Below are 22,164 nucleotides of genomic sequence, written 5' to 3' on the forward strand. Positions count from 1 at the left end.
GGGATCACCGCTCACCCTTCACCGCTCACCCCTGACCGCTCAGCTCACGGCTACGGCGCCACCCACGCGTATCGATGTTCCGGGCGGCCGGTGTCGCCGTACTTCAGGGAGAGGTGCAGGCGACCGGCCTGTTCCAGATGGCGGAGGTAACGCTGGGCGGTGGAGCGGCTCAGGCCTGTCTCGGCGGCGACCTCGTGGGCCGACAAGGGCTGGTTCGCGCGGTGCAGGACCGCGCAGATCAGGTCCGTGGTCGGCTCCGAGTGGCCGCTCGGCAGACCGGGCGAGGACGGCACCGGTGCGGTGCGCAGGGCGCCGAAGATCCGGTCGACCTGTTCCTGACCGGCGATGCCGTGCCCGCCCACCCGGTCCACGGTGCGGCGCAGGGCGGCGTAGGAGTCGAGGCGGGTGCGCAGCGCGGCGAACGTGAACGGTTTGACCAGATAGTGCAGGGCGCCCAGACGCATCGCGGTCTGCACCGTCGTGACGTCGCCGGCCGCCGTGATCATGATGACGTCGGTGCCGTGGCCCTGTTGCCGCATGCGGTGGACGAGCTGGAGGCCGGTCTGGTCGGGCAGGTAGTGGTCGAGCAGCACCAGGTCGATGGTGCCGCGCTCGACGGCGGCCAGTGCCTGGGCGGCACTGTGCGCGCGGGCGGCCACCCGGAATCCGGGAACCTTTCCCACGTACTTGGCGTTGATCTCGGCGACACGGAAGTCGTCGTCCACGACCAGGACGTCAATCATCGGGCCTCTCTCCGTGCAGGCCAGGTGGGCGTTAAGCCCATGTTTCGGCTCCGCTGTTGTAGCGCGAGCAAAAGGAGCACAACAGGCTACTGCAGGCAAAAGAAGCGCATGCGCCCAGAAGGCTGATGCTGACTCGCCGGTCACCTCTACCGTCCCCGGCCATGAGCGCACACACCAGCCCCGCCATCGAGCTGCGGGGTGCGAGCAAGGTCTTCAGGACCCCGTCGGGAGCCCCGCACACGGCCGTGCGGGACCTCGACCTCACTGTCGGGCGCGGCGAGTTCGTGGCCGTCGTCGGGCCGACCGGCTGCGGCAAGTCGACCACGTTGACGCTGGTCAGCGGATTGGAAGAGCCCACTCAGGGCGAGGTACTGGTCGCCGGGCAGCCCGTGCGGGGCGTCGGCGACAAGGTCGGCTTCGTCTTCCAGCAGGACGCCACGTTCCCGTGGCGCACGGTCCTGTCCAACGTCATGGCCGGCCCCCGCTTCCGCGGAGTGCCCAAGGCGGAGGCGAAGCTGAAGGCGCGCGAGTGGCTGGCCCGGGTCGGGCTCGCCGCCTTCGAGGACCGCTACCCGCATCAGCTCTCCGGCGGTCAGCGCAAACGCGTCGCCCTCGCCGCGACCTTCGTCAACGACCCCGAGATCCTGCTCATGGACGAGCCGTTCTCGGCGCTCGACGTGCAGACAAGGGCGCTGATGTCGGACGAGCTCCTGGAGCTGTGGGAGGGCACCGGCGCGTCCGTGGTCTTCGTCACCCACGACCTGGAGGAGTCCATCGCGCTGGCCGACAAGGTCGTGGTCATGACCGCGGGGCCGGCCACCGTGAAGCACGTCTTCGACATCGACCTGCCGCGGCCGCGCAAGGTCGAGTCGGTGCGTCTTGAGCCGCGGTTCATCGAGATCTACCGCGAGATCTGGGAGTCCCTCGGTGAAGAGGTCCGCATCACCCGTGAAAGAGGTGCCGCCCATGTCGCCTGACGTGCTCAGCACTCCGGTCGTCGACACAGTCAAGGCGCCGGACCGCGCGCACTCACGCGCGCGTGCCGCCCGCAGACGCAAGATCGTCGTCGCGGCCGCCCGGGTCCTCCTCCTGGTGGCCGTCCTCGCCTTGTGGGAGGCGCTCTCGCGGGCCAAGACCATCGACCCGTTCAACTTCTCGATGCCCTCCAAGATCTGGGACCAGATCTGGACCTGGATCACGCACGGGACCGCCCTCGGCTCCCTCGGCGAGCAGATCTGGTACACGCTCTACGAGGCGCTGCTCGGTTGGATCATCGGCGTGGTCACCGGTGTCGTGTGCGGCATCGCGCTCGGGCGGATCACCTTTCTCGCCGATGTCCTCGGTCCCTACATCAAGGTGCTCAACTCCATACCCAGGATCGTCCTGGCCCCGATCTTCGTGATCTGGTTCGGCCTCGGCCCCGCCTCCAAGGTCGCCTCGGCCGTGGTCCTGGTGTTCTTCCCGGTCTTCTTCAACGCCTTCCAGGGCGCCCGCGAGGTCGACCGCAACCTTGTCGCCAACGCCCGCATCCTCGGCGCGAGCGACCGCAGGGTGACGCTTCAGGTGGTCATCCCGTCCGCCACCTCGTGGATCTTCACCAGCCTCCACGTCAGCTTCGGCTTCGCCCTCATCGGCGCCATCGTCGGCGAGTACATCGGCGCGACCAAGGGCATCGGCCTGCTCGTCGCGCAGTCACAGGGCACGTTCAACGCCGCTGGTGTGTACGCCGCGATGGTCATCCTCGCCGCCGTAGCACTGGTCGCCGAGGGGCTGCTGACCTTCGCCGAGCGCCGCATCTTCCGGTGGAAGCCGTCGGGTTCCGACAGCTGATCCCTCCGTCGGCCGCAGCCGGCTCTTCGCCGAACGATCCTCATCTCCTCATCCCCGCATCTCCTCATCCCCTCGTTGAACGATCCTCACCCCCGCCCCGCCCTCTCACAAGGACGTGAACCCGCCATGCGTATGCGCACAACCGCCAGACACGCGGCCCTGGCCGCCGTCGGCCTGCTCGCCCTCTCCTCGCTCACCGCCTGCGCCAACGACGCGGCCAGTACCGCCTCCAGCGGATCCGGCAGCAAGGGGGACGGCAAGGGCACGAAGGTCAAGATCATGGTCGGCGGCCTGGACAAGGTCATCTACCTGCCCGCGATGCTCACCCAGCGGCTGGGCTACTTCGACGCCGAGGGGCTCGACGTCGAACTGCTGAGCGAGCCGGCCGGTGTGCAGGCCGAGACCGCGCTCGTCTCCGGCCAGGTCCAGGGCGCCGTCGGCTTCTACGACCACACCCTCGACCTTCAGGTGAAGGGCAAGGAGGTGGAGTCCGTCGTGCAGCTCTCGCAGGCCCCCGGCGAGGTGGAGATCGTCTCCACCAAGGCGGAGGGCGACATCGCCTCGCCCAAGGACTTCAAGGGGAAGAAGCTCGGTGTCACGGGCCTGGGCTCCTCGACGGACTTCCTCACCAAGTACCTCGCCGTCAAGAACGGCGTGAAGGTCAGCGAGTTCACCCCGGTCGCCGTGGGTGCGGGGCCGACGTTCATCTCGGCGCTCCAGCAGGGCGCCATCGACGGCGGCATGACGACCGATCCGACGGTGGCGAACGTCCTGGACAAGAAGGTCGGGAAGATCCTCCTCGACATGCGCACCCCGCAGGGCTCGCAGGAGGCGCTCGGCGGACCGTACCCGTCGTCGAGCCTGTACATGCAGACGGACTGGGTCAACGGCCACAAGGACACCGTCCAGAAGCTGGCCAACGCGTTCGTCAAGACGCTCAAGTGGATGTCCACACACAGTGCCGCCGAGATCGCCGAGAAGATGCCGGCCGACTACTCGCAGGGCAACAAGCTGCTGTACTCGGTGGCCATCCAGAACTCGCTGCCCATGTTCACCAAGGACGGCGTGATGCCCAAGAACGGTCCGGAGACGGTCGAGAAGGTCCTCAAGGCGTTCAACACGAACATCCAGAACGCCGACGTCGACCTGAGCAAGACCTACACGACCGAGTTCGTCGACAAGGCGACGGGCTGACGGTCGAGCAGGCGGCGGGTCGGGATCCGTATCCCACGAGGGCACGGTTCCTTCCCCGCCCCCAAGGAGCCGTGCCCTCAGGCGCGGGTCGCCCACACGTAACGGTGTTCCGGGCGGCCCGCGTCGCCGTACTTCAGGGTCAGCCGGGCCCGTCCCGTGCGCTCCAGAAGCTTCAGATAGCGCTGGGCGGTCTGGCGGCTCACTCCGGTCCGGTCGGCGATCTCCTGCGCCGACAGCGGCCCTTCGGCGTTCATCAGGGACTGGCGTACGAGTTCGGCGGTGGTGGGGGAGTGCCCTTTGGGCAGCCCGGGCTCCGATCGGGCGGACAGCGCACCGAAGATGCGGTCGACGTCGGCCTGTTCGGCCTCACCCCCGCCGTCGAGCGTGCGACGCAGGTCGGCGTAGGCCTCCAGCTTGGCGCGCAGGCCCGCGAAGGCGAACGGTTTCACCAGGTACTGCAGGGCGCCCTGGCGCATCGCGGCCTGCACCGTCGAGACGTCCCGGGCGGCCGTCACCATGATCACGTCGGTCTGGTGGCCGCGCCGGCGCATCTCCTGCACGACCTCGAGACCCGTCTCGTCGGGCAGGTAGTGGTCCAGCAGGACGAGGTCCAGACGGGGCAGCAGCTCCAGCTGGCGCAGTGCGTCGGCCGCGCTGTGGGCCTCGCCGGCGACATGGAAGCCGGGGACCTTCCCGACGTAGGCGGCGTTGACCCGGGCGACCCTGGTGTCGTCGTCCACGACCAGGACCTCGATCATCGCGACTCCTCCTCGACAGCGCTCTTCGCCGGAGCGGCCCATGCGGGCTCCAGGTCGGACGCCGGGCCCGACGCCGGGCCGGAGCCCAGGCCGAAGTCCTGGCCGGGTTCCGGGCCGGGTGCCGGTTCGGGCTCGGTCAGCGCGTCGGGCAGGACGACGGTGAACTCGGCGCCCCCGCCGGCCGCCTCGCCGGCCGCCGCGCTGCCGCCCTGCCGCTCGGCGAGCCTGCGCACCAGGGAGAGCCCGATGCCGCGCTTGCCGTGCGCCGGCGGCTTCTTCGTGGACCAACCCTCGGTGAAGATCAACTCACGCTGCTCGGCCGGTATGCCGGGCCCGGTGTCCCGCACCCGCAGCACTGCGGCACGGCCCTGCGCACGCAATTCGACCTCCACGCGCGCGTGCGGCTTGCCCGCGACGGCGTCCAGCGCGTTGTCCACGAGGTTGCCGACGATCGTGACCAGCCCGCGCGGGTCGATCAGCCGGTCGGGCAGCCGGGTGCGGTCGGAGACCCACAGGGCGACCCCGCGCTCGGCAGCGACGGTCGCCTTGCCGACCAGCAGGGCGGCGAGCAGCGGATCCTTGATCCGCTCGGTCACCTGCTCCGCGGTGGCCCGGTGATCGCCGACCACCTCCCCGACGAACTCCACGGCGTCGTCGTACATCTCCAGTTCGAGCAGTCCCAACAGCGTGTGCATGCGGTTGGCGTGCTCGTGGTCCTGGGCGCGCAGCGCGTCGATCAGGCCGTGCGTCGAGTCCAGCTCGCGGCCGAGCTGCTCCAGCTCGGTGCGGTCGCGCAGGGTGGCCACCGCGCCGCCGTCGTCGGTGGGCATGCGGTTGACGACCAGGACCCGCTGGCCGCGGACGGAGATCAGGTCCGTGCCGGTCACCCGGCCGGACAGCACGTCGGCCGTACGTCCCTCGCCGAGCGCCTGGTCGGGCGATGCGCCCACCGCTTCGTCCCCGATGCCGAGGAGGCGCTGGGCCTCGTCGTTGAGCAGCCGGACGCGTCCGGCGCGGTCCAGGGCGACGACACCCTCCCGGATGCCGTGCAGCATCGCCTCACGTTCGGCGAGCAGCGCCGAGATGTCCGAGAAGGCCAGGTCACGGGTCTGTCGCTGAACCCGCCGGGAGATCAGCCAGGCGGCCAGCGCACCCACGGCGAGGGCACCTCCGGCGTAGGCGAACAGCCCGGGGATCGCATGGATCAGACGCGCCCGCACACTGTCGTACTCGATGCCGACCGAGACCGCGCCGATGATCTGGCCGTTGCTGTCGCGCAGCGGCACCTTGCCGCGGGCCGAGCGCCCCAGGGTGCCGCTGTCGATCTCCATGACGGTCCTGCCGGCCAGCGCCTTGCTCGGGGACGTCGAGACATGGCCGCCGACCTCCGCGGGCTCGGGGTGCGACCAGCGTGTGCCGTTGAGGTCCATCACCACGACGTACTCGGCGCCGCTGGCCTTGCGGATCCGCTCGGCCTCCCGCTGCACCGGTCCGTCGACCGACGGCCGCGTGCGCTGCAGGTCCTCGGCGATCTGCGGCACCGCGGCGGTGGTCTGTGCGATGGCGAGGGCGCGGCGCATCGCCTGGTCGTCCAGCTGATTGCTGAGCGGGGCGAGGAACAGCCCGGTGGCGAGCACCACGACTCCCGCGGCGATCGCCAGCTGCATGAGCAGAAGCTGCGAGAACATGCGCCGCGGCATTCCGAGGCGCAGGCGACGGGCGGGGGGAGTGGGGCTCATACCCAAGACGGTACGTGGGTGGGCCGGTGCAGCCGTAGGGGTGGGTGGTGCGGATCTCAGACGGCCAGTGCCGTCCCCACCGGTTCACGCACCGCGACCACGTCCATCCGCGCAGGTGAACCGAGGACCGAGGCGCCGCAGCTTTCCGGCCGGGGCGGCTCCGCCTGGCTCTGGGCCACCTCGACCTGCCAGAGGCGTCCGTCGGTGTGCGCGACGGTCACCTCCCAGCGCGGCGCGCCGCCGAGGGTCCGGACGGCGCTGGTCCGCACGACGCTCAGCGCCTCCGCCGCGTCTTCGCCGGTGGCCGCGCGCACCGCCAGCTCCGCCGCCTGGCCGGGCCGCTCCCAGGCCGAGCTCCCACGACACCCCTCCACGACGATCCGCCCCTCCTGGACGCCGTGCAGGACCTCCTTGACGGCGTGTGCCTCGGCGCGGCCGTACGCGTACCCGTGTGGCAGGACGAGCAGGGTGGGGGAGAAGCGGTGACCCCCCAGATGAGTGACCTCCCAGGCGCCCCGCACCCCGGAGGCGGCGAGTTCCGCGGCCAGCGGACGGCCGAGGAGCGCGCAGCAGCGGTCGCGCTTGCCGTTGGTGCAGACGAGGGCGAGCGGGTCGCCCGTGTGGGGCCGGCCCCGCAGCACCCGGTCGAAGGTGTGGTGGTCGCCCCGGCCGAGCGCGGCGAAGTCGAGGCCGAGCAGCTGCCGGGGGTCGTGGGTCGTGGCGCTGTGCAGCCACACCCTGCCGGGGACGGTGTGCGCCGCGTACACCTGCCGCAGGCGTGCGGCGCCGAGGTCCGCGTGGCGTCCAGGACGCCGGATGAGCGCGACGCGTACGCCCGTGTCCTGCGCGGCGGCCTCAAGGGCCCGGCCCAGGACGGGGTCCAGGTGGCTCGAGACCAGCGCTTTCGCGCCCCAGGGCCCGGGCTGTTCCAGGAGGAGCCAGGTTGTCGCCGTGGCCGCGGTTCCGGAAATGGGCTCGTCGAGGTCCCGCGAGACGGTCGCGCACGTACTCACAGAGGTGAGCCTAACCTGACTTGACGCGGAGCGGCTTCCGGCCCCGCCCGAGCGGGGCGGGTGTCCAGCCGCGCGAGCACGCGTGCGCGTGCCCGAGGGCCCGCTCATGATCGGGCCGCACCCCTGGAGGGCGGTCGCCGCCGACTGTCCGGCCGGCGCTGCTGACGATCCTTCACTGCGTGGGGGTTCTTCCGGCTCGTATTCTGGGGCCGCAGTCAGTCCTCGGACGTGCGCCGGGCCGCGGGCCGGCGCACGCGCAGTGTTCGGAGAAGTCGCAGGTGTCGCAGAGTCGCAGTCCGCAGCAGATCCCGGTCGTCGTGCTCGCCGGATTCCTCGGCTCCGGCAAGACGACCCTGCTCAACCACCTCCTGCATCGCAGCGGCGGCAGCCGTATCGGCGCGATCGTGAACGACTTCGGCGCCATCGAGATCGACGCCATGGCCGTGGCCGGAGCGCTCGGCGACTCCACCGTCTCCCTCGGCAACGGCTGCCTGTGCTGTGCCGTCGACGCCAGCGAGCTCGACGTCTACCTCGAACGGCTCGCCGCGCCGGCCGCCGGCATCGACGTCATCGTCATCGAGGCCAGCGGTCTTGCCGAGCCCCAGGAACTCGTGCGGATGGTGCTGGCCAGCGAGCATCCCGGCATCGTCTACGGCGGGCTCGTCGAGGTCGTCGACGCCGCCGAGTTCGACACGACCCGGGCCAGGCATCCCGAGGTCGACCGGCATCTCGCCCTCGCCGACCTGGTCGTGGTGAACAAACTCGACCGCGCGCCCGACGCCGACCGCGTCCTGGGGCTCGTCCGGTCCCTCACCGACCGTGCCGCCGTCGTCCCCGCCACCTACGGCCGCATCGACCCGGAGTTCCTCTTCGACTGCCGGCCGAGCGAGGAGCGCGTCGGACAGCTCTCCTTCGACGACCTGCACGACCACGACCTGCACGACCACGGCGGAAGCGATCACGCCGGCCACCTTCACACCGCCTACGACAGCCTCTCCTTCACCTCCGAGGCCCCTCTCGACCCGCGCCGCCTGATGGGGTTCCTCGACAGCCGGCCCGAGGGGCTGTACCGCATCAAGGGGTACGTCGACTTCGGCCCGAACGACCCGGCCAACCGGTACGCCGTGCACGCAGTCGGCCGCTTCCTCCGCTTCTACCCGGAGCCCTGGCCCGCCGCGGAGGCCCGCCTCACCCGACTCGTCCTCATCGGTTCCGGCGTCGACACCGCCGCCCTCGGCAAGGAGCTCGAGGCGTCGCAGAACGACGCCCCACACGCCGACGAGCACGGCATGTGGGGCGTCCTCCGCTACGTCCAGGACCCCGACGACGAGCCCTTCCACGAGGCCGAAGCTGAGGTCGGTGGCTGAGGCCTAGACCGGCCCCGCCACCACCGACACCGTCTTCGACAGGGACACGCCCGAGCCGTCACGGCGCGGGTCCATCTCCGGCAGGTCGGCGGGCAGGCCGTTCTTCTGCGCCGCCTTGGCCGGGACGGGGCCCGCCCAGGCCAGCGACAGACAGTCCTCGCCCTTCAAGAACCGCTGGCAGCGCACACCGCCGGTGGCGCGGCCCTTGCGCGGATACTGGTCGAAGGGGGTGAGCTTGGCGGTCGTCTGCACGGAGTCGTCCAGCGTGCCGCGCGAGCCCGCGATGGTGAAGACCACCGCGTCCGCCGCGGGGTCCACGGCCGTGAACGAGATCACCTTCGCGCCCTCGGTGAGCTTGATGCCCGCCATACCGCCCGCCGCCCGGCCCTGCGGGCGCACCTGCGAGGCCTGGTAGCGCAGCAGTTGGGCGTCGTCGGTGATGAAGACGAGGTCCTCCTCGCCGGTGGTCAGCTCGACGGCGCCGACGATCCGGTCGCCGTCCTTCAGGGTGATGACCTCGAGCTCGTCCTTGTTGGTCGGGTAGTCGGGCACGACCCGCTTGACCACGCCCTGTTCCGTGCCGATCGCCAGGCCCGGGGACGACTCGTCGAGGGTGGTCAGACAGACCACCGTCTCGTCGCCCTCCAGGGAGACGAACTCCGCGAGCGGGGCGCCGCCCGACAGGTTCGGCGCCGTCGCCGTGTCCGGCAGCTGCGGCAGGTCGACGACGTTGATCCGCAACAGCCGGCCCGAGGAGGTGACCGCGCCGATCTCCCCGCGCGCGGTGGCCGGCACCGCCGAGACGATCACGTCGTGCTTGGTGCGTCGGCCGTCCGCGTCCTCGGCGTTCTCCCCGAAGGGCTCGCCGTTCGCCGTGCGGGCCAGCAGGCCCGTGGAGGACAGCAGGACGCGGCACGGGTCGTCCGCCACCTGGAGCGGTACGGCGGTGGCCGTGGTGCCCGACGACTCCAGCAGGACCGTACGGCGCTCGGTGCCGAACTTCTTCGCCACCGCGGCCAGTTCGGCCGAGACCAGCTTGCGCAGCTCCGCGTCCGAGTCCAGGATCCGGGTCAGCTCGGCGATCTCCGCGTTGAGCCTCTCCTTCTCCGCCTCCAGCTCGATGCGGTCGAACTTGGTGAGTCGGCGCAGCGGGGTGTCCAGGATGTACTGGGTCTGGATCTCCGAGAGCGAGAAACGCTCCATCAGGCGCTGCTTCGCCTCCGCGCTGTTCTCGCTGGAGCGGATCAGCCGGATGACCTCGTCGATGTCGACGAGGGCGGTGAGCAGGCCCTCCACCAGGTGCAGCCGGTCACGGCGCTTGCCGCGGCGGAACTCGCTGCGCCGCCGCACGACGTTGAACCGGTGGTCGAGGTAGACCTCCAGGAGTTCCTTGAGGCCGAGCGTGAGCGGCTGGCCGTCGACCAGCGCCACGTTGTTGATGCCGAAGGACTCCTCCATCGGCGTCAGCTTGTAGAGCTGCTCCAGCACCGCCTCCGGCACGAAGCCGTTCTTGATCTCGATGACCAGACGCAGGCCGTGCGCGCGGTCGGTGAGGTCCTTGACGTCGGCGATGCCCTGGATCTTCTTCGAGCCGACCAGGTCCTTGATCTTGGCGATGACCTTCTCGGGGCCGACGGTGAAGGGCAGTTCGGTGATGACCAGGCCCTTGCGGCGGGCCGTCACCGTCTCCACCGAGACCGTGGCGCGGATCTTGAAGGTGCCGCGACCGCTCTCGTAGGCGTCCCGGATGCCGGAGAGGCCGACGATCCGGCCGCCGGTGGGCAGGTCGGGGCCCGGGACGTACTTCATCAGGGCGTCCAGGTCGGCGCCCGGGTAGCGGATCAGGTGGCGGGCGGCCGCGATGACCTCGCCCAGATTGTGCGGCGGCATGTTCGTGGCCATGCCGACGGCGATCCCGGAGGCGCCGTTGACCAGCAGGTTCGGGAACGCGGCGGGCAGCGCCACCGGCTCCTGCTCCTGGCCGTCGTAGTTCGGCGCGAAATCGACCGTGTCCTCGTCGATCGACTCGGTCATCAGGCTCGTCGCCTCGGCCTGGCGGCACTCGGTGTACCGCATGGCGGCCGGCGGGTCGTCGTTGCCCAGCGAGCCGAAGTTGCCGTGGCCGTCGACCAGCGGCACGCGCATGGAGAACGGCTGGGCCATGCGCACCAGGGCGTCGTAGATCGACGCGTCGCCGTGCGGGTGCAGCTTGCCCATGACCTCGCCGACGACCCGGGCGCACTTGACGTAACCGCGCTCGGGGCGCAGGCCCATCTCGTTCATCTGGTAGACGATGCGGCGATGCACCGGCTTCAGGCCGTCGCGGGCGTCCGGCAGGGCGCGGGAGTAGATGACCGAGTACGCGTACTCGAGGAAGGAGCCCTGCATCTCGTCGACGACGTCGATGTCGAGGATCCGCTCCTCGTACGAGTCGTCGGGCGGCGGGGTCTTCGTGCTGCGGCGGGCCATCGCTGCCGGCTCCTTGCTGGGGCGTGTGACGGGATCTGACGCGGACCATTGTGGACCGTGCCACTGACAGCGCGGGCGAGGACCCGGCGTCGGCCGTCGGGCCCCGCACGCAGAGGCACCTCCTCCACGGCTGTCCGCAGGCTACGCGATCTCGCTCTCGGCGTATGTCCCCGGGAACTTCGCCGACCGTCCACACGCTTGCATACAGTGGCAGGACCGGCAGGAAAACCGCGGTTTCGACGACCGCGTCCGCGATCGGAAGGGACGTACATGCCCATGGGTCACACGGCCACAGCCCAGGCAGGCTCCGGGGGCCTGACAGCGACCGAGCACCGCCTGGCCAACGGCCTGCGCGTGGTGCTCTCGGAGGACCACCTGACCCCCGTCGCGGCGGTGTGCCTCTGGTACGACGTCGGTTCACGACACGAAGTCAAGGGTCGCACCGGCCTTGCTCACCTTTTCGAGCACCTGATGTTCCAGGGCTCCGGACAGGTCAAGGGCAACGGCCACTTCGAGCTGGTCCAGGGAGCGGGTGGCTCGCTCAACGGCACCACCAGCTTCGAGCGCACCAACTACTTCGAGACCATGCCCGCCCACCAGCTGGAGCTCGCCCTCTGGCTGGAGGCCGACCGCATGGGCTCGCTGCTCGCGGCGCTCGACGACGAGTCGATGGAGAACCAGCGCGACGTCGTCAAGAACGAGCGCCGCCAGCGCTACGACAACGTCCCCTACGGCACGGCCTTCGAGAAGCTGACGGCTCTCGCCTACCCGGACGGCCACCCCTACCACCACACGCCGATCGGTTCGATGGCCGACCTGGACGCGGCGACCCTGGAGGACGCGCGCGCGTTCTTCCGGACGTACTACGCGCCCAACAACGCGGTCCTGTCCGTGGTCGGCGACATCGACCCCGAGGAGACCCTCGCCTGGGTCGAGAAGTACTTCGGCTCCATCCCCGGCCACGACGGCAAGCCCGAGCCCCGCGACGGCTCGCTGCCCGACGTCATCGGCGAGCAGTTGCGCGAGATCGTCGAGGAGGAGGTGCCGGCCCGCGCCCTGATGGCCGCCTACCGCCTGCCCGAGGACGGCACGCGCGCGTGCGACGCCGTCGACCTGGCGCTCACCATCCTGGGCGGCGGCGAGTCCTCCCGCCTGTACAACCGGCTCGTGCGCCGCGACCGTACGGCTGTGGCGGCCGGCTTCGGCCTGCTGCGGCTCGCCGGCGCGCCCTCCCTGGGCTGGCTGGACGTGAAGACGTCCGGTGACGTCGAGGTGCCCGTCATCGAGACCGCCATCGACGAGGAGCTCGCCCGGTTCGCCGAGGAGGGCCCCACGGCCGAGGAAATGGAGCGCGCCCAGGCCCAGTTGGAGCGCGAGTGGCTCGACCGGCTCGGCACGGTCGCCGGCCGCGCCGACGAACTGTGCCGCTACGCCGTCCTGTTCGGCGACCCGCAGCTCGCCCTGACCGCCGTCCAGCGGGTGCTGGACGTGACGTCCGAGGAGGTGCAGGAGGTCGCCAAGGCCCGCCTGCGCCCCGACAACCGCGCGGTGCTCGTCTACGAGCCGACCGCCGCCGAAGCCCCCGCCGACCAGGACGAGAACGAGGAGGCGGCCCGGTGACCGAGCTCGCCACGATGGACTTCCACCCCCAGCCCGCGGCGGGCGAGGCCAAGCCGTGGGCGTTCCCGGCGCCCGACCGCGCAGCGCTGGCCAACGGCCTGACCGTGCTGCACTGCCATCGCCCCGGCCAGCAGGTCGTCGCCGTCGAGATCCTCCTCGACGCGCCCCTGGACGCCGAACCGGCCGGCCTCGACGGCGTCGCCACGATCATGGCGCGCGCCTTCTCCGAGGGCACCGACAAGCACTCCGCCGAGGAGTTCGCCGCCGAACTGGAGCGCTGCGGCGCCACCCTGGACGCGCACGCCGACCACCCCGGCGTCCGCCTCAGCCTCGAAGTGCCGGCCTCGCGCCTGCCCAAGGGCCTCGGTCTGCTCGCCGACGCCCTCAGGGCGCCCGCGTTCGCCGACAGCGAGGTCGAGCGTCTCGTCCGCAACCGCCTGGACGAGATCCCGCACGAGCTCGCCAACCCCTCGCGGCGCGCCGCCAAGGAGCTCTCCAGGGAGCTGTTCCCGGCCACCGCGCGCATGTCGCGCCCGCGCCAGGGCACCGTGGAGACGGTCGAGAAGATCGACTCCGCCGCCGTGCGCGCGTTCTACGAGAGGCATGTGCGCCCCGCAACGGCCACCGCCGTGGTCGTCGGCGACCTCACCGGCGTGGACCTGGACGCCCTCCTCGGCGACACCCTGGGCGCCTGGACGGGCTCCTCGGCCCAGCCGCGGCCGGTGCCGCCGGTCACCGCCGACGACACCGGCAGGGTCGTCATCGTGGACCGCCCCGGCGCCGTCCAGACGCAGCTGCTGATCGGCCGGATCGGCGCCGACCGGCACGACCGCGTGTGGCCCGCGCAGGTGCTCGGCACGTACTGCCTCGGCGGCACCCTCACCTCCCGCCTGGACCGCGTCCTGCGCGAGGAGAAGGGCTACACCTACGGTGTTCGCGCCTTCGGGCAGGTCCTGCGGTCCGCGCCGGACGGCTCTGGCGCCGCGATGCTCGCCATCAGCGGCTCCGTGGACACCCCGAACACCGGTCCCGCCCTGGAGGACCTCTGGAAGGTGCTGCGCACCCTCGCCGAGGGCGGCCTGACCGACGCCGAGCGTGACGTCGCCGTGCAGAACCTGGTCGGGGTGGCGCCGCTGAAGTTCGAGACCGCCGCGGCCGTCGCGGGCACGCTGGCCGACCAGGTCGAGCAGCACCTGCCCGACGACTACCAGGCGACGCTGTACCAGCAGCTCGCCGCGACCGGCACCGTGGAGGCCACCGCGGCGGCCGTGAACGCCTTCCCGGTGGACCGGCTGGTGACCGTCCTGGTCGGTGACGCGGCCCGGATCAAGGAGCCGGTGGAGGCCCTCGGCATCGGCGCGGTGAAGGTCGTGTCCGCCGAGTAGGCGGACCGGCGGGCGCGGTGGCCGCGCCAACGGCACGCGCACGCAGGGGCCCTGGCCGACGGAAACGTCATCAGGGCCTCTGCGTGTCCGAATTGAGGCGGAGGTTGCCTGTCTGCCCTGTGGCATGCGCTACAAAAACCGGGATTCGTTTGAGGATTGAAACCCGTCCCGCTTAGCTTCGTCCGGGCTGTTCGTCAGGCAGTGCGCCGCAGCCGCGGCAGCGGACAGTCATCGCCGAGTCCCCGTACGGCGCGAGCCAGGGGAGCCGGGGACCCACGTGAAGTCCCTGGGGTGAATCGGACGCCCGCGCGAGCCGCGAGGGGGTCCGTAGGAGACCTTCCTGCTCCGAACCCGTCAGCTAACCCGGTAGGCGAGAGGGAAGGAAAGGACACCCCCCACTTCATGGCGTTCACCTGCGCCACCGGGAAGCACCGTCGGCCCAGCCGGATGCAGCGCACCACCGCGCGCGCCGCGGGCGTCGCGGCGCTCACCACCACCGGTGTCATGGCCACCGTCGCCTCCGCCCCGGCCTTCGCCGCCGAGCCCACCCCCGAGCAGACCGGGCTGATCCCCGTCGTCACCGCCGGCGAGGCCGTCGCCGACCAGATCGACGACCAGGTCGCCGTGCAGAAGAAGGCCGCCTACGAGCAGGCCGCACGTGAGGCGGCCGCCAAGAAGGCCGTCGAGGAGCGCGAGGCACGCGTGCGTGCCGCCCGTGAGGCCGAGCGCAAGCGGCTCAACGCCTTCGTGCTGCCGATCACGGGTTCCTACGTCTCCACCGGCTACCACGCCAGCAGTTCGCTGTGGTCCTCCGGCAGTCACACCGGCATCGACTTCCACGCCGCGACCGGCACCACGGTGCACGCGGTCGGCCTGGGCACCGTCGTCGAGGCCGGCTGGGGCGGGTCGTACGGCAACCAGGTGGTCATCAAGATGAACGACGGCACGTACACCCAGTACGGGCACCTGTCGTCCATCGGCGTCTCGGTGGGCCAGCAGGTCACTCCCGGCCAGCAGATCGGCCTGTCCGGCGCGACCGGCAACGTCACCGGTCCGCATCTGCACTTCGAGGCCCGCACCACGGCGGAGTACGGCTCGGACATCGACCCGGTCGCCTACCTCCGCCAGCACGGTGTGAACGTCTGACGGCGCACGGCGACAGATCGTCCAGCCCCGGCCCTCCCGGCCGGGGCTTTCGCCGTTTTCGATGCCCTGCTGTCCAAAAAATATCCATGGATTCCGGCCCGCCATCGGAAATTCCCGCTCATTGCAATAGAGTCACGGAACACACGTCAATCGTCGACGTTTCACGGGGATTAAGGCGGAGGTCCGTCATGCGTATTCCGGCGCACTCGGTGTGCACGGCCGTCCGGGACGACATCGTCTCGGGTGTCTACGAGCGCGGCAGCCGCCTCACCGAGGAACTCCTCGCCCGCCGCTACGGCGTTTCCCGCGTCCCCGTCCGGGAGGCGCTGCGCACGCTGGAGGCCGAGGGCTTCGTCGTGACGCGGCGGCACGCGGGCGCGTGCGTCGCGGAGCCGACCGAGCAGGAGGCCGCGGACGTGCTGGAGATGCGCATGCTCCTGGAGCCGCTCGGCGCCGCCCGGGCCGCCCAGCGGCGCACGGAGGCCCATCTGAAGGTGCTGCGCGGCCTCGTCCGGCTGGGCCAGGAGCGGGCCAGGAGGGGCAGCAGCGAGGATCTGCGCTCCCTGGGCGGCTGGTTCCACGAGACGCTCGCCCAGTCCTCCGGAAGCCATGCCCTGACGTCGATGCTCACCCAGCTGCGCCACAAGATCGCCTGGATGTACGCGGTGGAGGCGCCGGCCAACCCGGTGGAGTCCTGGGCCGAGCACGGGGCGATCGTGGACGCGGTGGCGCGCGGCGACCATGAGCGCGCGCGGGCGATCACGGCGCTGCACACCGAGCGCACGACGGCCGCGCACCGACTGCGCTTTTCCGGCGGACCGGAGCGCATCGACCGTGTGAGGACTTCGCAACCTCCCGTAAACATGACAAGCGTGCGGCATTAACACGAGAGCCGTATACAAAGAGGAGATAATTCGCGGGGGATTATTTCTGCTGCCCGCGGACGGGAAATGCGAAGGGCTCGCCCGATAATTCGGACGAGCCCCGCAACCTCAATTACCAGGGGTTGATCAGACGGTCTCGGGGAGTTCCTCGAGACCCTCGGCGACCAGCTTCGCGAGACGGTCGAGAGCGACGTCCGCCCCCTCGGCCTCGGAGGCGAGGACGATCTCCTCGCCGCCCTGGGCGCCCAGGCCGAGCACGGCCAGCATGGAGGCCGCGTTGACGGGGTTGCCGTCGGCCTTGGCGATCGTCACCGGGATACCTGCGGCCGTGGCGGCCCGGACGAAGATGGAAGCGGGGCGGGCGTGAAGGCCCTCGGCCCAGCCGACGTTGACGCGGCGCTCAGCCATGTGATGCTGCCCTTCAGGTTCAGGTTGTCTAGACCAGTGTTCCACACGTGAAGCGTGTGAGGGACGGGTCCTCGACGACCCGTCCCGCGCGGTCGCCGGATCGCGGCCTCGATCCGGCATCCGTCCTCCACAGACTGCCTCGCGCCGTTGTCGGACGCGAGCCGTACTCTGGGCCCCATGCAGAGCGCGTCGGACCGGCACGAGTACCCCGCCCACTGGGAGGCCGACGTGGTGCTGCGCGACGGCGGCACCGCACGCATCCGCCCCATCACCGTCGATGACGCCGAGCGCCTGGTCAGCTTCTACGAGCAGGTTTCGGACGAGTCGAAGTACTACCGCTTCTTCGCGCCCTACCCGCGCCTGTCCGCGAAGGACGTCCACCGCTTCACGCACCACGACTTTGTGGACCGGGTGGGACTCGCGGCCACCATCGGCGGCGAGTTCATCGCAACCGTACGCTATGACCGCATTGGCGCCGACGGCATGGCCGCCTCCGCGCCCGCCGACGAGGCCGAGGTCGCCTTCCTCGTGCAGGACGCCCACCAGGGCCGCGGTGTCGCCTCCGCGCTCCTCGAACACATCGCGGCCGTCGCGCGCGAGCGCGACATCCGCCGCTTCGCCGCCGAGGTGCTCCCCGCCAACACCAAGATGATCAAGGTGTTCACGGACGCCGGCTACACCCAGAAGCGCAGCTTCGAGGACGGCGTCGTCCGCCTGGAGTTCGACCTCGAACCCACCGAGCGCTCCCTCGCCGTGCAGCGCGCGCGGGAGCAACGCGCGGAGGCGCACTCCGTACGGCGGCTGCTCGCGCCCGGCTCGGTCGCCGTCGTCGGCGCCGGCCGCACACCCGGCGGCGTAGGCAGAAGCGTCCTCGGCAACCTCCGGGAGGCCGGCTTCACCGGCCGCCTGTACGCCGTGAACAAGGCCTTCTCCGAGGACCTGAAGGAGCTCGACGGCGTGCCCGCCCACCGCTTCGTGCGCGACATAGCGGGGCCCGTCGACCTCGCGGTCCTCGCCGTCCCGGCCGAGCATGTGCCCGAGGCCGTCGCCGAGTGCGGCGAGCACGGCGTGCAGGGACTCGTGGTCCTCTCCGCCGGGTACGCCGAGAGCGGTCCCGACGGGCGCGAGCGCCAGCGCGAACTCGTCCGCCACGCGCGCGCGTACGGCATGCGGATCATCGGCCCCAACGCCTTCGGGGTCATCAACACCTCCCCGCAGGTGCGGCTCAACGCCTCCCTCGCCCCTCAGATGCCGAGGCCCGGCCGGATCGGGCTCTTCGCCCAGTCCGGCGCCATCGGTATCGCCCTGCTGTCCCGCCTCCACCGGCGCGGCGCGGGCGTCACCGGCGTCACCGGCGTGTCCACCTTCGTCTCCTCCGGCAACCGCGCGGACGTCTCCGGCAACGACGTCCTGCAGTACTGGTACGACGACCCCGACACCGACGTCGCGCTGATGTACCTGGAGTCCATCGGCAACCCGCGCAAGTTCACCCGCCTCGCCCGGCGCACGGCGGCCGCCAAGCCCCTGGTCGTCGTCCAGGGCGCCGGTTCCGCCCCCCAGGGGCACGCCGTGCGGGCGACGCGGCTGCCCCACGCGACGGTGTCGGCGCTGCTGCGGCAGGCCGGCGTGATCCGCGTGGACACCATCACCGAGCTGGTCGACGCGGGTCTGCTGCTCGCCCGCCAACCGCTGCCGACGGGACCGCGGGTGGCGATCCTCGGCAACTCCGAGTCGCTGGGCCTGCTGACCTACGACGCCTGCCTCTCCGAAGGCCTGCGCCCGCTGCCCCCGCTGGACCTGACGACGGAGGCGTCCGCGGAGGACTTCCACGCGGCCCTCGCGCGGGCGCTGGCCGACGAGACCTGCGACGCGGTGGTCGTGACGGCGATCCCGGCGATCGGGGAGGCGTCGCCCGGGGACGCCGCACTCGCGCAGGCCCTGCGTTCGGCCGCGGCCGCCGCTCCCGCCAAGCCGGTGCTCGTCGTCCACGTGGAACTCGGCGGGCTCGCGGCGGCCCTGTCCGCGGCGGCGAGCACCGCGCCGCGCGCCGAAGCGACCCCCCACGCGCGGGCCGCGGCGGAAGCCACCGGAACCCGGTGGCCGGCCCCCGTGGAGGCGCCCGAGGGAGCACACCTGATCCCCGCCTTCCCCGCCGCCGAACGCGCCGTCCGCGCCCTCGCCGAGGCCGTCAAGTACGCCCAGTGGCGGCGCGAGGCGGCCGACCCCGGCAAGGTCCCCGAGTACGAGGACATCGACGAGAAGGGCGCCGCCGCACTGATCGGCGGGCTCCTCGCGCGCGGACAGGGCCTCACCCTCGGCGCCGACGAGACCTGCGAGCTGCTCGGCCGCTACGGCATCCGCACCCGCCGGGCGATCCCCGCGCCCACCCCGGACGAGGCCGCACGCGCCGCGGGCGCCCTCGGCTACCCCGTCGCCCTCAAGGCCACCGCCCCGCATCTGCGCCACCGCGCCGACCTGGGCGGCGTCCGCCTCGACCTGGCCGACGAGGAGCAACTGCGCCGGGCGTACGCCGAGTTGACCGAACTCTTCGGCAAGCCGGAGGAGCTCCGCCCGGTCGTGCAGTCGATGGCCCCGCGCGGCGTCGACACCGTCGTCCGCGCGGTCATCGACCCGGCGGCCGGCGCCGTGCTGTCCTTCGGACTCGCCGGGGCAGCCTCGCAACTGCTCGGCGACATGGCGCACCGGCTGGTGCCGGTCACCGACCGCGACGCGACCTCGCTGATCCGCTCCATCCGCACCGCCCCCCTCCTCTTCGGCTGGCGCGGCTCGACACCCGTCGACACCCCCGCCCTGGAGGAGCTGCTGCTGCGCGTGTCCCGGCTGGTCGACGACCACCCCGAGGTCGTCGCGGTCACCCTGGAGCCGGTCGTCGTCGCCCCGCACGGCCTGAGCGTCCTCGGCGCCTCCGTACGCCTCGCGCCTGCGCCCGCGCGCGACGACCTCGGACCCAGGACCCTGCCGACGTACTGAGCCCGCCGACGTACTCGACGTACTGAGGAGAGCGCGCCGCAGGCGGACGTCGCCGACCGACGGAAGCAGCCGCGCGCGGTGCCTCGCAGTCAGTGGGTCCCCGTAGGATGGAGGGCATGGCCAAGACCAGTACGACGACCCAGGGGCTGCGCGCGGCGATCGAGCGCAGCGGCTACTACCCGGCCCTCGTGGCCGAGGCGGTGGAGGCCGCTGTGGGCGGCGAGCCGATCCGGTCGTTCCTGGTCCACCAGGAGACCACGTTCGACCAGAACGAGGTGCGCCGGCACGTGACCGTGCTGGTGCTCACCGGCAACCGCTTCATCGTCAGCCACACCGACGAGCAGGCCGCCGACACCACCTCCCCGACGCCGTACGCCACGACGTCGACGGAGTCCGTGAAGCTCGGCCGGATCTCCTCGGTCGTGCTCAGCCGCGTGGTCGCCAACCCGGAGTCGTACGCGCCGGGCACGCTGCCGCGCGAGGTCGTGCTGACCATCGGCTGGGGCGCCGTCTCCCGCATCGACCTGGAACCGGCCGCCTGCGGCGACCCCAACTGCGACGCCGACCACGGCTACACCGGCAACTCCACGGCGGACGACCTGAGCCTGCGCGTCAGCGAGGCCGGGGACGGCCCGGAGACGGTGCGCCAGGCGCTCGCCTTCGCGCAGTCGCTCTCCGAGGCCACCGCGGACGTCACCCGCTGATGGCTCAGTTCGCCCCCTGGGACTACCCCGAACCGCTCGCCGTCGGCTCCGCCCCCGTCCCCGAGTACGGCTCCGGCTCCCTCGCCGATCTGCTGCCCACCCTGGCGGCGGGCATGGGCGTACCCGGCACGAGCGCGGCGATCCCGGAACTGACCCCGGCCGACCGCAACTGCGTCTTCCTGATCGACGGCCTCGGCTGGGAGCAGATCAAGGACCACGCCGACGAGGCGCCCTATCTGCACGCGCTCCTCGCCGGCTCGCGCGGCGGCACCGGACGCCCGCTCACCGCCGGCTACCCGGCGACCACCGCGACCTCCCTCGCCTCCGTCGGCACCGGCCTTCCGCCGGGCGCCCACGGCCTGCCCGGCTACACCGTGCGCAACCCGGCCACCGGCGAGCTGATGAACCAGCTCCGCTGGCAGCCGTGGACCGCGCCGGCCGCCTGGCAGCCGTACCCCACGGTCTTCCAGCTCGCCCACGAGGCGGGCGTGCACGCCGCCCAGGTGTCGTCCCCGGCGTTCCAGAACACCCCGCTGACCAAGGTCGCGCTCAGCGGCGGAACGTTTCACGGGCGTCTCACCGGCGAGGAGCGGATGGACCTCGCCGCCGAGCAACTCGCCGCCGGCGACCGCTCCCTCGTCTACACGTACTACGCCGAACTGGACGGCGCGGGGCACCGCTACGGCGTCGCCTCCGACACCTGGCGCGGCCAGCTCATGTACGTCGACCGGCTCGTCCAGCGCCTGGCCGAGCAACTCCCGCCGCGCAGCGCGCTCTACGTCACCGCCGACCACGGCATGGTCGACGTGCCCTTCGACGAGGAGCACCGCATCGACTTCGACGCGGACTGGGAGCTGCGCGCCGGGGTCGCCCTGCTGGGCGGCGAGGGCCGCGCCCGCCACGTCTACGCCGTACCGGGCGCCGAGGACGACGTCCTGACCTGCTGGCGCGAGGTGCTCGGCGAGCAGTTCTGGGTGGCCTCCCGGGAGGAGGCGATCGCCGCGGGCTGGTTCGGGCCGCGGATCGACGAGCGGGTGTACGCGCGCCTCGGCGATGTGGTCGCGGCCGCCCGGGACGACGTCCTGATCATCGCCTCCGAACGGGAGCCCAAGGAGTCGGCGATGGTCGGCAACCACGGCTCGATGACCCCTGCCGAGCAGTTGGTCCCCCTGCTCGAAGTACGCTCCTGAAGCCCCGGAACCGTTTCTCCCGCCCAGCTTCACCTTCCCCGTCACCGAAAGGCGCTCGACTCCCCATGCCCGAGCTGGTGTTCTTCTCCGGAACCATGGACTGCGGGAAGTCGACGCTTGCTCTACAGCGAATCTACAATCGGTCGGCAAGGGGTCTACAGGGCGTGATCTTCACGCGTGATGACCGGGCGGGAGAGGGGAAGCTGTCCTCGCGGCTCGGCCTGGTGACGGATGCTGTCGAGGCGGCGCCGGGGATGGATCTGTACGCCTATGTCGTGGGGCGTATGTCGCAGGGCGACAAGGTCGACTATCTGATCGTGGATGAGGCGCAGTTCCTGGCGTCGGAGCAGATAGATCAGCTGGCGCGGGTCGTGGACGACCTGGGCCTCGATGTCTTCGCCTTCGGTATCACGACCGACTTTCGGACCAGGCTCTTCCCGGGCTCGCAGCGGCTGATCGAGCTGGCGGACCGGATCGAGACCCTTCAGGTCGAGGCGATGTGCTGGTGCGGGGCACGTGCCACGCACAACGCCCGCACGGTGGGTGGCGAGATGGTCATGGAGGGTGAGCAGGTTGTCGTCGGTGATGTGAACGGCCCCACCGCGGAGGTCGGTTACGAGGTGCTGTGTCGACGTCACCACCGTCGCCGCATGACGAGCGTTTCCGCCCGCGCCGGCGCGCTCTCACCGGACGTCCTGCCCATTGCCTCAGATTGAAAGGTGT

At 71.3% G+C, this 22,164-nt stretch carries 18 protein-coding genes and 1 riboswitch; of the genes, 12 read left to right on the plus strand and 6 right to left on the minus strand.

Annotated elements, in window-relative coordinates:
- Positions 1-50: 50 nt before the first annotated feature.
- On the minus strand, positions 51-743 hold the full coding sequence (locus tag ACIBTS_RS28850; RefSeq protein ID WP_319343504.1) for a response regulator: 693 nt from the start codon (positions 741-743) through the stop codon (positions 51-53).
- A 161-nt stretch (positions 744-904) separates the two neighbouring features.
- On the opposite strand from ACIBTS_RS28850, the gene ACIBTS_RS28855 reads away from it, so the two are divergent.
- The 3 genes from ACIBTS_RS28855 (at position 905) to ACIBTS_RS28865 (ending at position 3,767) form a co-directional block, all read left to right on the plus strand.
- Positions 905-1,720, plus strand: a complete 816-nt coding sequence (locus ACIBTS_RS28855; RefSeq protein ID WP_079659046.1) for an ABC transporter ATP-binding protein — start codon at positions 905-907, stop codon at positions 1,718-1,720.
- Entirely contained in the window at positions 1,710-2,573 is an 864-nt protein-coding gene (locus ACIBTS_RS28860) for an ABC transporter permease (protein ID WP_319343500.1), read from the plus strand. The genes ACIBTS_RS28855 and ACIBTS_RS28860 overlap by 11 nt, the downstream gene beginning before the upstream one ends.
- 132 nt (positions 2,574-2,705) lie before the next feature.
- Complete coding sequence (locus tag ACIBTS_RS28865; RefSeq protein ID WP_399323267.1) at positions 2,706-3,767, plus strand: ABC transporter substrate-binding protein; 1,062 nt, start codon at positions 2,706-2,708, stop codon at positions 3,765-3,767.
- Between the two features lie 77 nt (positions 3,768-3,844).
- Here ACIBTS_RS28865 and ACIBTS_RS28870 read toward each other — a convergent pair whose 3' ends face one another.
- Genes ACIBTS_RS28870 through ACIBTS_RS28880 form a run of 3 tightly spaced genes read right to left on the minus strand, consistent with a single transcriptional unit; the run spans position 3,845 to position 7,277 of the window.
- Positions 3,845-4,525 carry a response regulator gene (locus ACIBTS_RS28870; protein ID WP_079659044.1) on the minus strand — a complete coding sequence of 227 codons (681 nt, stop codon included), beginning with the start codon at positions 4,523-4,525 and terminating at the stop codon, positions 3,845-3,847.
- Positions 4,522-6,264 carry an ATP-binding protein gene (locus ACIBTS_RS28875; RefSeq protein ID WP_399323195.1) on the minus strand — a complete coding sequence of 581 codons (1,743 nt, stop codon included), beginning with the start codon at positions 6,262-6,264 and terminating at the stop codon, positions 4,522-4,524. Before ACIBTS_RS28875 ends, ACIBTS_RS28870 begins: the two co-directional genes overlap by 4 nt.
- A gap of 56 nt (positions 6,265-6,320) precedes the next feature.
- Positions 6,321-7,277, minus strand: a complete 957-nt coding sequence (locus ACIBTS_RS28880) for a sucrase ferredoxin (RefSeq protein ID WP_399323196.1) — start codon at positions 7,275-7,277, stop codon at positions 6,321-6,323.
- A gap of 278 nt (positions 7,278-7,555) precedes the next feature.
- On the opposite strand from ACIBTS_RS28880, the gene ACIBTS_RS28885 reads away from it, so the two are divergent.
- Positions 7,556-8,644 carry a CobW family GTP-binding protein gene (locus ACIBTS_RS28885; protein WP_399323198.1) on the plus strand — a complete coding sequence of 363 codons (1,089 nt, stop codon included), beginning with the start codon at positions 7,556-7,558 and terminating at the stop codon, positions 8,642-8,644.
- 3 nt (positions 8,645-8,647) lie between these two features.
- On the opposite strand, the gene ACIBTS_RS28890 is transcribed toward ACIBTS_RS28885, so the two are convergent.
- Complete coding sequence (locus ACIBTS_RS28890) at positions 8,648-11,113, minus strand: DNA topoisomerase (ATP-hydrolyzing) subunit A (RefSeq protein ID WP_399323200.1); 2,466 nt, start codon at positions 11,111-11,113, stop codon at positions 8,648-8,650.
- Positions 11,114-11,383: 270 nt separating this feature from the next.
- On the opposite strand from ACIBTS_RS28890, the gene ACIBTS_RS28895 reads away from it, so the two are divergent.
- From ACIBTS_RS28895 to ACIBTS_RS28910, 4 genes are all read left to right on the plus strand, one after another.
- Positions 11,384-12,733 (plus strand): pitrilysin family protein, encoded by a 1,350-nt coding sequence (locus ACIBTS_RS28895; RefSeq protein WP_319672439.1) that lies wholly within the window; start codon positions 11,384-11,386, stop codon positions 12,731-12,733.
- A complete protein-coding gene (locus ACIBTS_RS28900) occupies positions 12,730-14,118 on the plus strand; it encodes a M16 family metallopeptidase (RefSeq protein WP_399323202.1) in 1,389 nt (462 codons plus the stop codon). The genes ACIBTS_RS28895 and ACIBTS_RS28900 overlap by 4 nt, the downstream gene beginning before the upstream one ends.
- Before the next feature lie 222 nt (positions 14,119-14,340).
- A riboswitch (cyclic di-AMP (ydaO/yuaA leader) is annotated at positions 14,341-14,506 on the plus strand.
- A gap of 14 nt (positions 14,507-14,520) precedes the next feature.
- Positions 14,521-15,264 (plus strand): M23 family metallopeptidase, encoded by a 744-nt coding sequence (locus ACIBTS_RS28905; RefSeq protein ID WP_399323203.1) that lies wholly within the window; start codon positions 14,521-14,523, stop codon positions 15,262-15,264.
- A 188-nt stretch (positions 15,265-15,452) separates the two neighbouring features.
- Complete coding sequence (locus ACIBTS_RS28910; protein WP_399323205.1) at positions 15,453-16,148, plus strand: GntR family transcriptional regulator; 696 nt, start codon at positions 15,453-15,455, stop codon at positions 16,146-16,148.
- A gap of 126 nt (positions 16,149-16,274) precedes the next feature.
- Here the strand turns inward: ACIBTS_RS28910 and ACIBTS_RS28915 are convergent, their stop codons facing one another.
- On the minus strand, positions 16,275-16,556 hold the full coding sequence (locus ACIBTS_RS28915; protein ID WP_079659035.1) for an HPr family phosphocarrier protein: 282 nt from the start codon (positions 16,554-16,556) through the stop codon (positions 16,275-16,277).
- Between the two features lie 177 nt (positions 16,557-16,733).
- Between ACIBTS_RS28915 and ACIBTS_RS28920 the strand changes: the two genes are divergently transcribed.
- The 4 genes from ACIBTS_RS28920 (at position 16,734) to ACIBTS_RS28935 (ending at position 22,157) form a co-directional block, all read left to right on the plus strand.
- The gene (locus ACIBTS_RS28920; RefSeq protein WP_399323207.1) at positions 16,734-19,547 is read left to right on the plus strand and encodes a GNAT family N-acetyltransferase; all 2,814 of its coding nucleotides are present in this window, start codon (positions 16,734-16,736) and stop codon (positions 19,545-19,547) included.
- 107 nt (positions 19,548-19,654) lie between these two features.
- The gene (locus ACIBTS_RS28925; protein ID WP_079659033.1) at positions 19,655-20,251 is read left to right on the plus strand and encodes a DUF5998 family protein; all 597 of its coding nucleotides are present in this window, start codon (positions 19,655-19,657) and stop codon (positions 20,249-20,251) included.
- Entirely contained in the window at positions 20,251-21,441 is a 1,191-nt protein-coding gene (locus ACIBTS_RS28930) for an alkaline phosphatase family protein (protein ID WP_319672434.1), read from the plus strand. Before ACIBTS_RS28925 ends, ACIBTS_RS28930 begins: the two co-directional genes overlap by 1 nt.
- A 65-nt stretch (positions 21,442-21,506) precedes the next feature.
- Positions 21,507-22,157: a thymidine kinase gene (locus ACIBTS_RS28935; RefSeq protein ID WP_319672433.1), complete on the plus strand. Its 651-nt coding sequence runs from the start codon at positions 21,507-21,509 to the stop codon at positions 22,155-22,157.
- Positions 22,158-22,164 lie beyond the last annotated feature (7 nt).

The organism is Streptomyces sp. NPDC050121, assembly GCF_044460385.1.
In the GTDB taxonomy this organism is placed as follows: Bacteria; Actinomycetota; Actinomycetes; order Streptomycetales; family Streptomycetaceae; genus Streptomyces; species Streptomyces soliscabiei.

Excerpts from the sequence above, each read along its gene's own strand:
- ACIBTS_RS28850 (WP_319343504.1), bottom strand. The coding sequence starts at position 743 with ATGATTGACGTCCTGGTCGTGGACGACGACTTCCGTGTCGCCGAGATC.
- ACIBTS_RS28855 (WP_079659046.1), top strand. The coding sequence starts at position 905 with ATGAGCGCACACACCAGCCCCGCCATCGAGCTGCGGGGTGCGAGCAAG.
- ACIBTS_RS28860 (WP_319343500.1), top strand. The coding sequence starts at position 1,710 with ATGTCGCCTGACGTGCTCAGCACTCCGGTCGTCGACACAGTCAAGGCG.
- ACIBTS_RS28865 (WP_399323267.1), top strand. The coding sequence starts at position 2,706 with ATGCGCACAACCGCCAGACACGCGGCCCTGGCCGCCGTCGGCCTGCTC.
- ACIBTS_RS28870 (WP_079659044.1), bottom strand. The coding sequence starts at position 4,525 with ATGATCGAGGTCCTGGTCGTGGACGACGACACCAGGGTCGCCCGGGTC.
- ACIBTS_RS28875 (WP_399323195.1), bottom strand. The coding sequence starts at position 6,264 with ATGAGCCCCACTCCCCCCGCCCGTCGCCTGCGCCTCGGAATGCCGCGG.
- ACIBTS_RS28890 (WP_399323200.1), bottom strand. The coding sequence starts at position 11,113 with ATGGCCCGCCGCAGCACGAAGACCCCGCCGCCCGACGACTCGTACGAG.
- ACIBTS_RS28895 (WP_319672439.1), top strand. The coding sequence starts at position 11,384 with ATGCCCATGGGTCACACGGCCACAGCCCAGGCAGGCTCCGGGGGCCTG.
- ACIBTS_RS28905 (WP_399323203.1), top strand. The coding sequence starts at position 14,521 with ATGGCGTTCACCTGCGCCACCGGGAAGCACCGTCGGCCCAGCCGGATG.
- ACIBTS_RS28910 (WP_399323205.1), top strand. The coding sequence starts at position 15,453 with ATGCGTATTCCGGCGCACTCGGTGTGCACGGCCGTCCGGGACGACATC.
- ACIBTS_RS28915 (WP_079659035.1), bottom strand. The coding sequence starts at position 16,556 with ATGGCTGAGCGCCGCGTCAACGTCGGCTGGGCCGAGGGCCTTCACGCC.
- ACIBTS_RS28920 (WP_399323207.1), top strand. The coding sequence starts at position 16,734 with ATGCAGAGCGCGTCGGACCGGCACGAGTACCCCGCCCACTGGGAGGCC.
- ACIBTS_RS28925 (WP_079659033.1), top strand. The coding sequence starts at position 19,655 with ATGGAGGGCATGGCCAAGACCAGTACGACGACCCAGGGGCTGCGCGCG.
- ACIBTS_RS28930 (WP_319672434.1), top strand. The coding sequence starts at position 20,251 with ATGGCTCAGTTCGCCCCCTGGGACTACCCCGAACCGCTCGCCGTCGGC.
- ACIBTS_RS28935 (WP_319672433.1), top strand. The coding sequence starts at position 21,507 with ATGCCCGAGCTGGTGTTCTTCTCCGGAACCATGGACTGCGGGAAGTCG.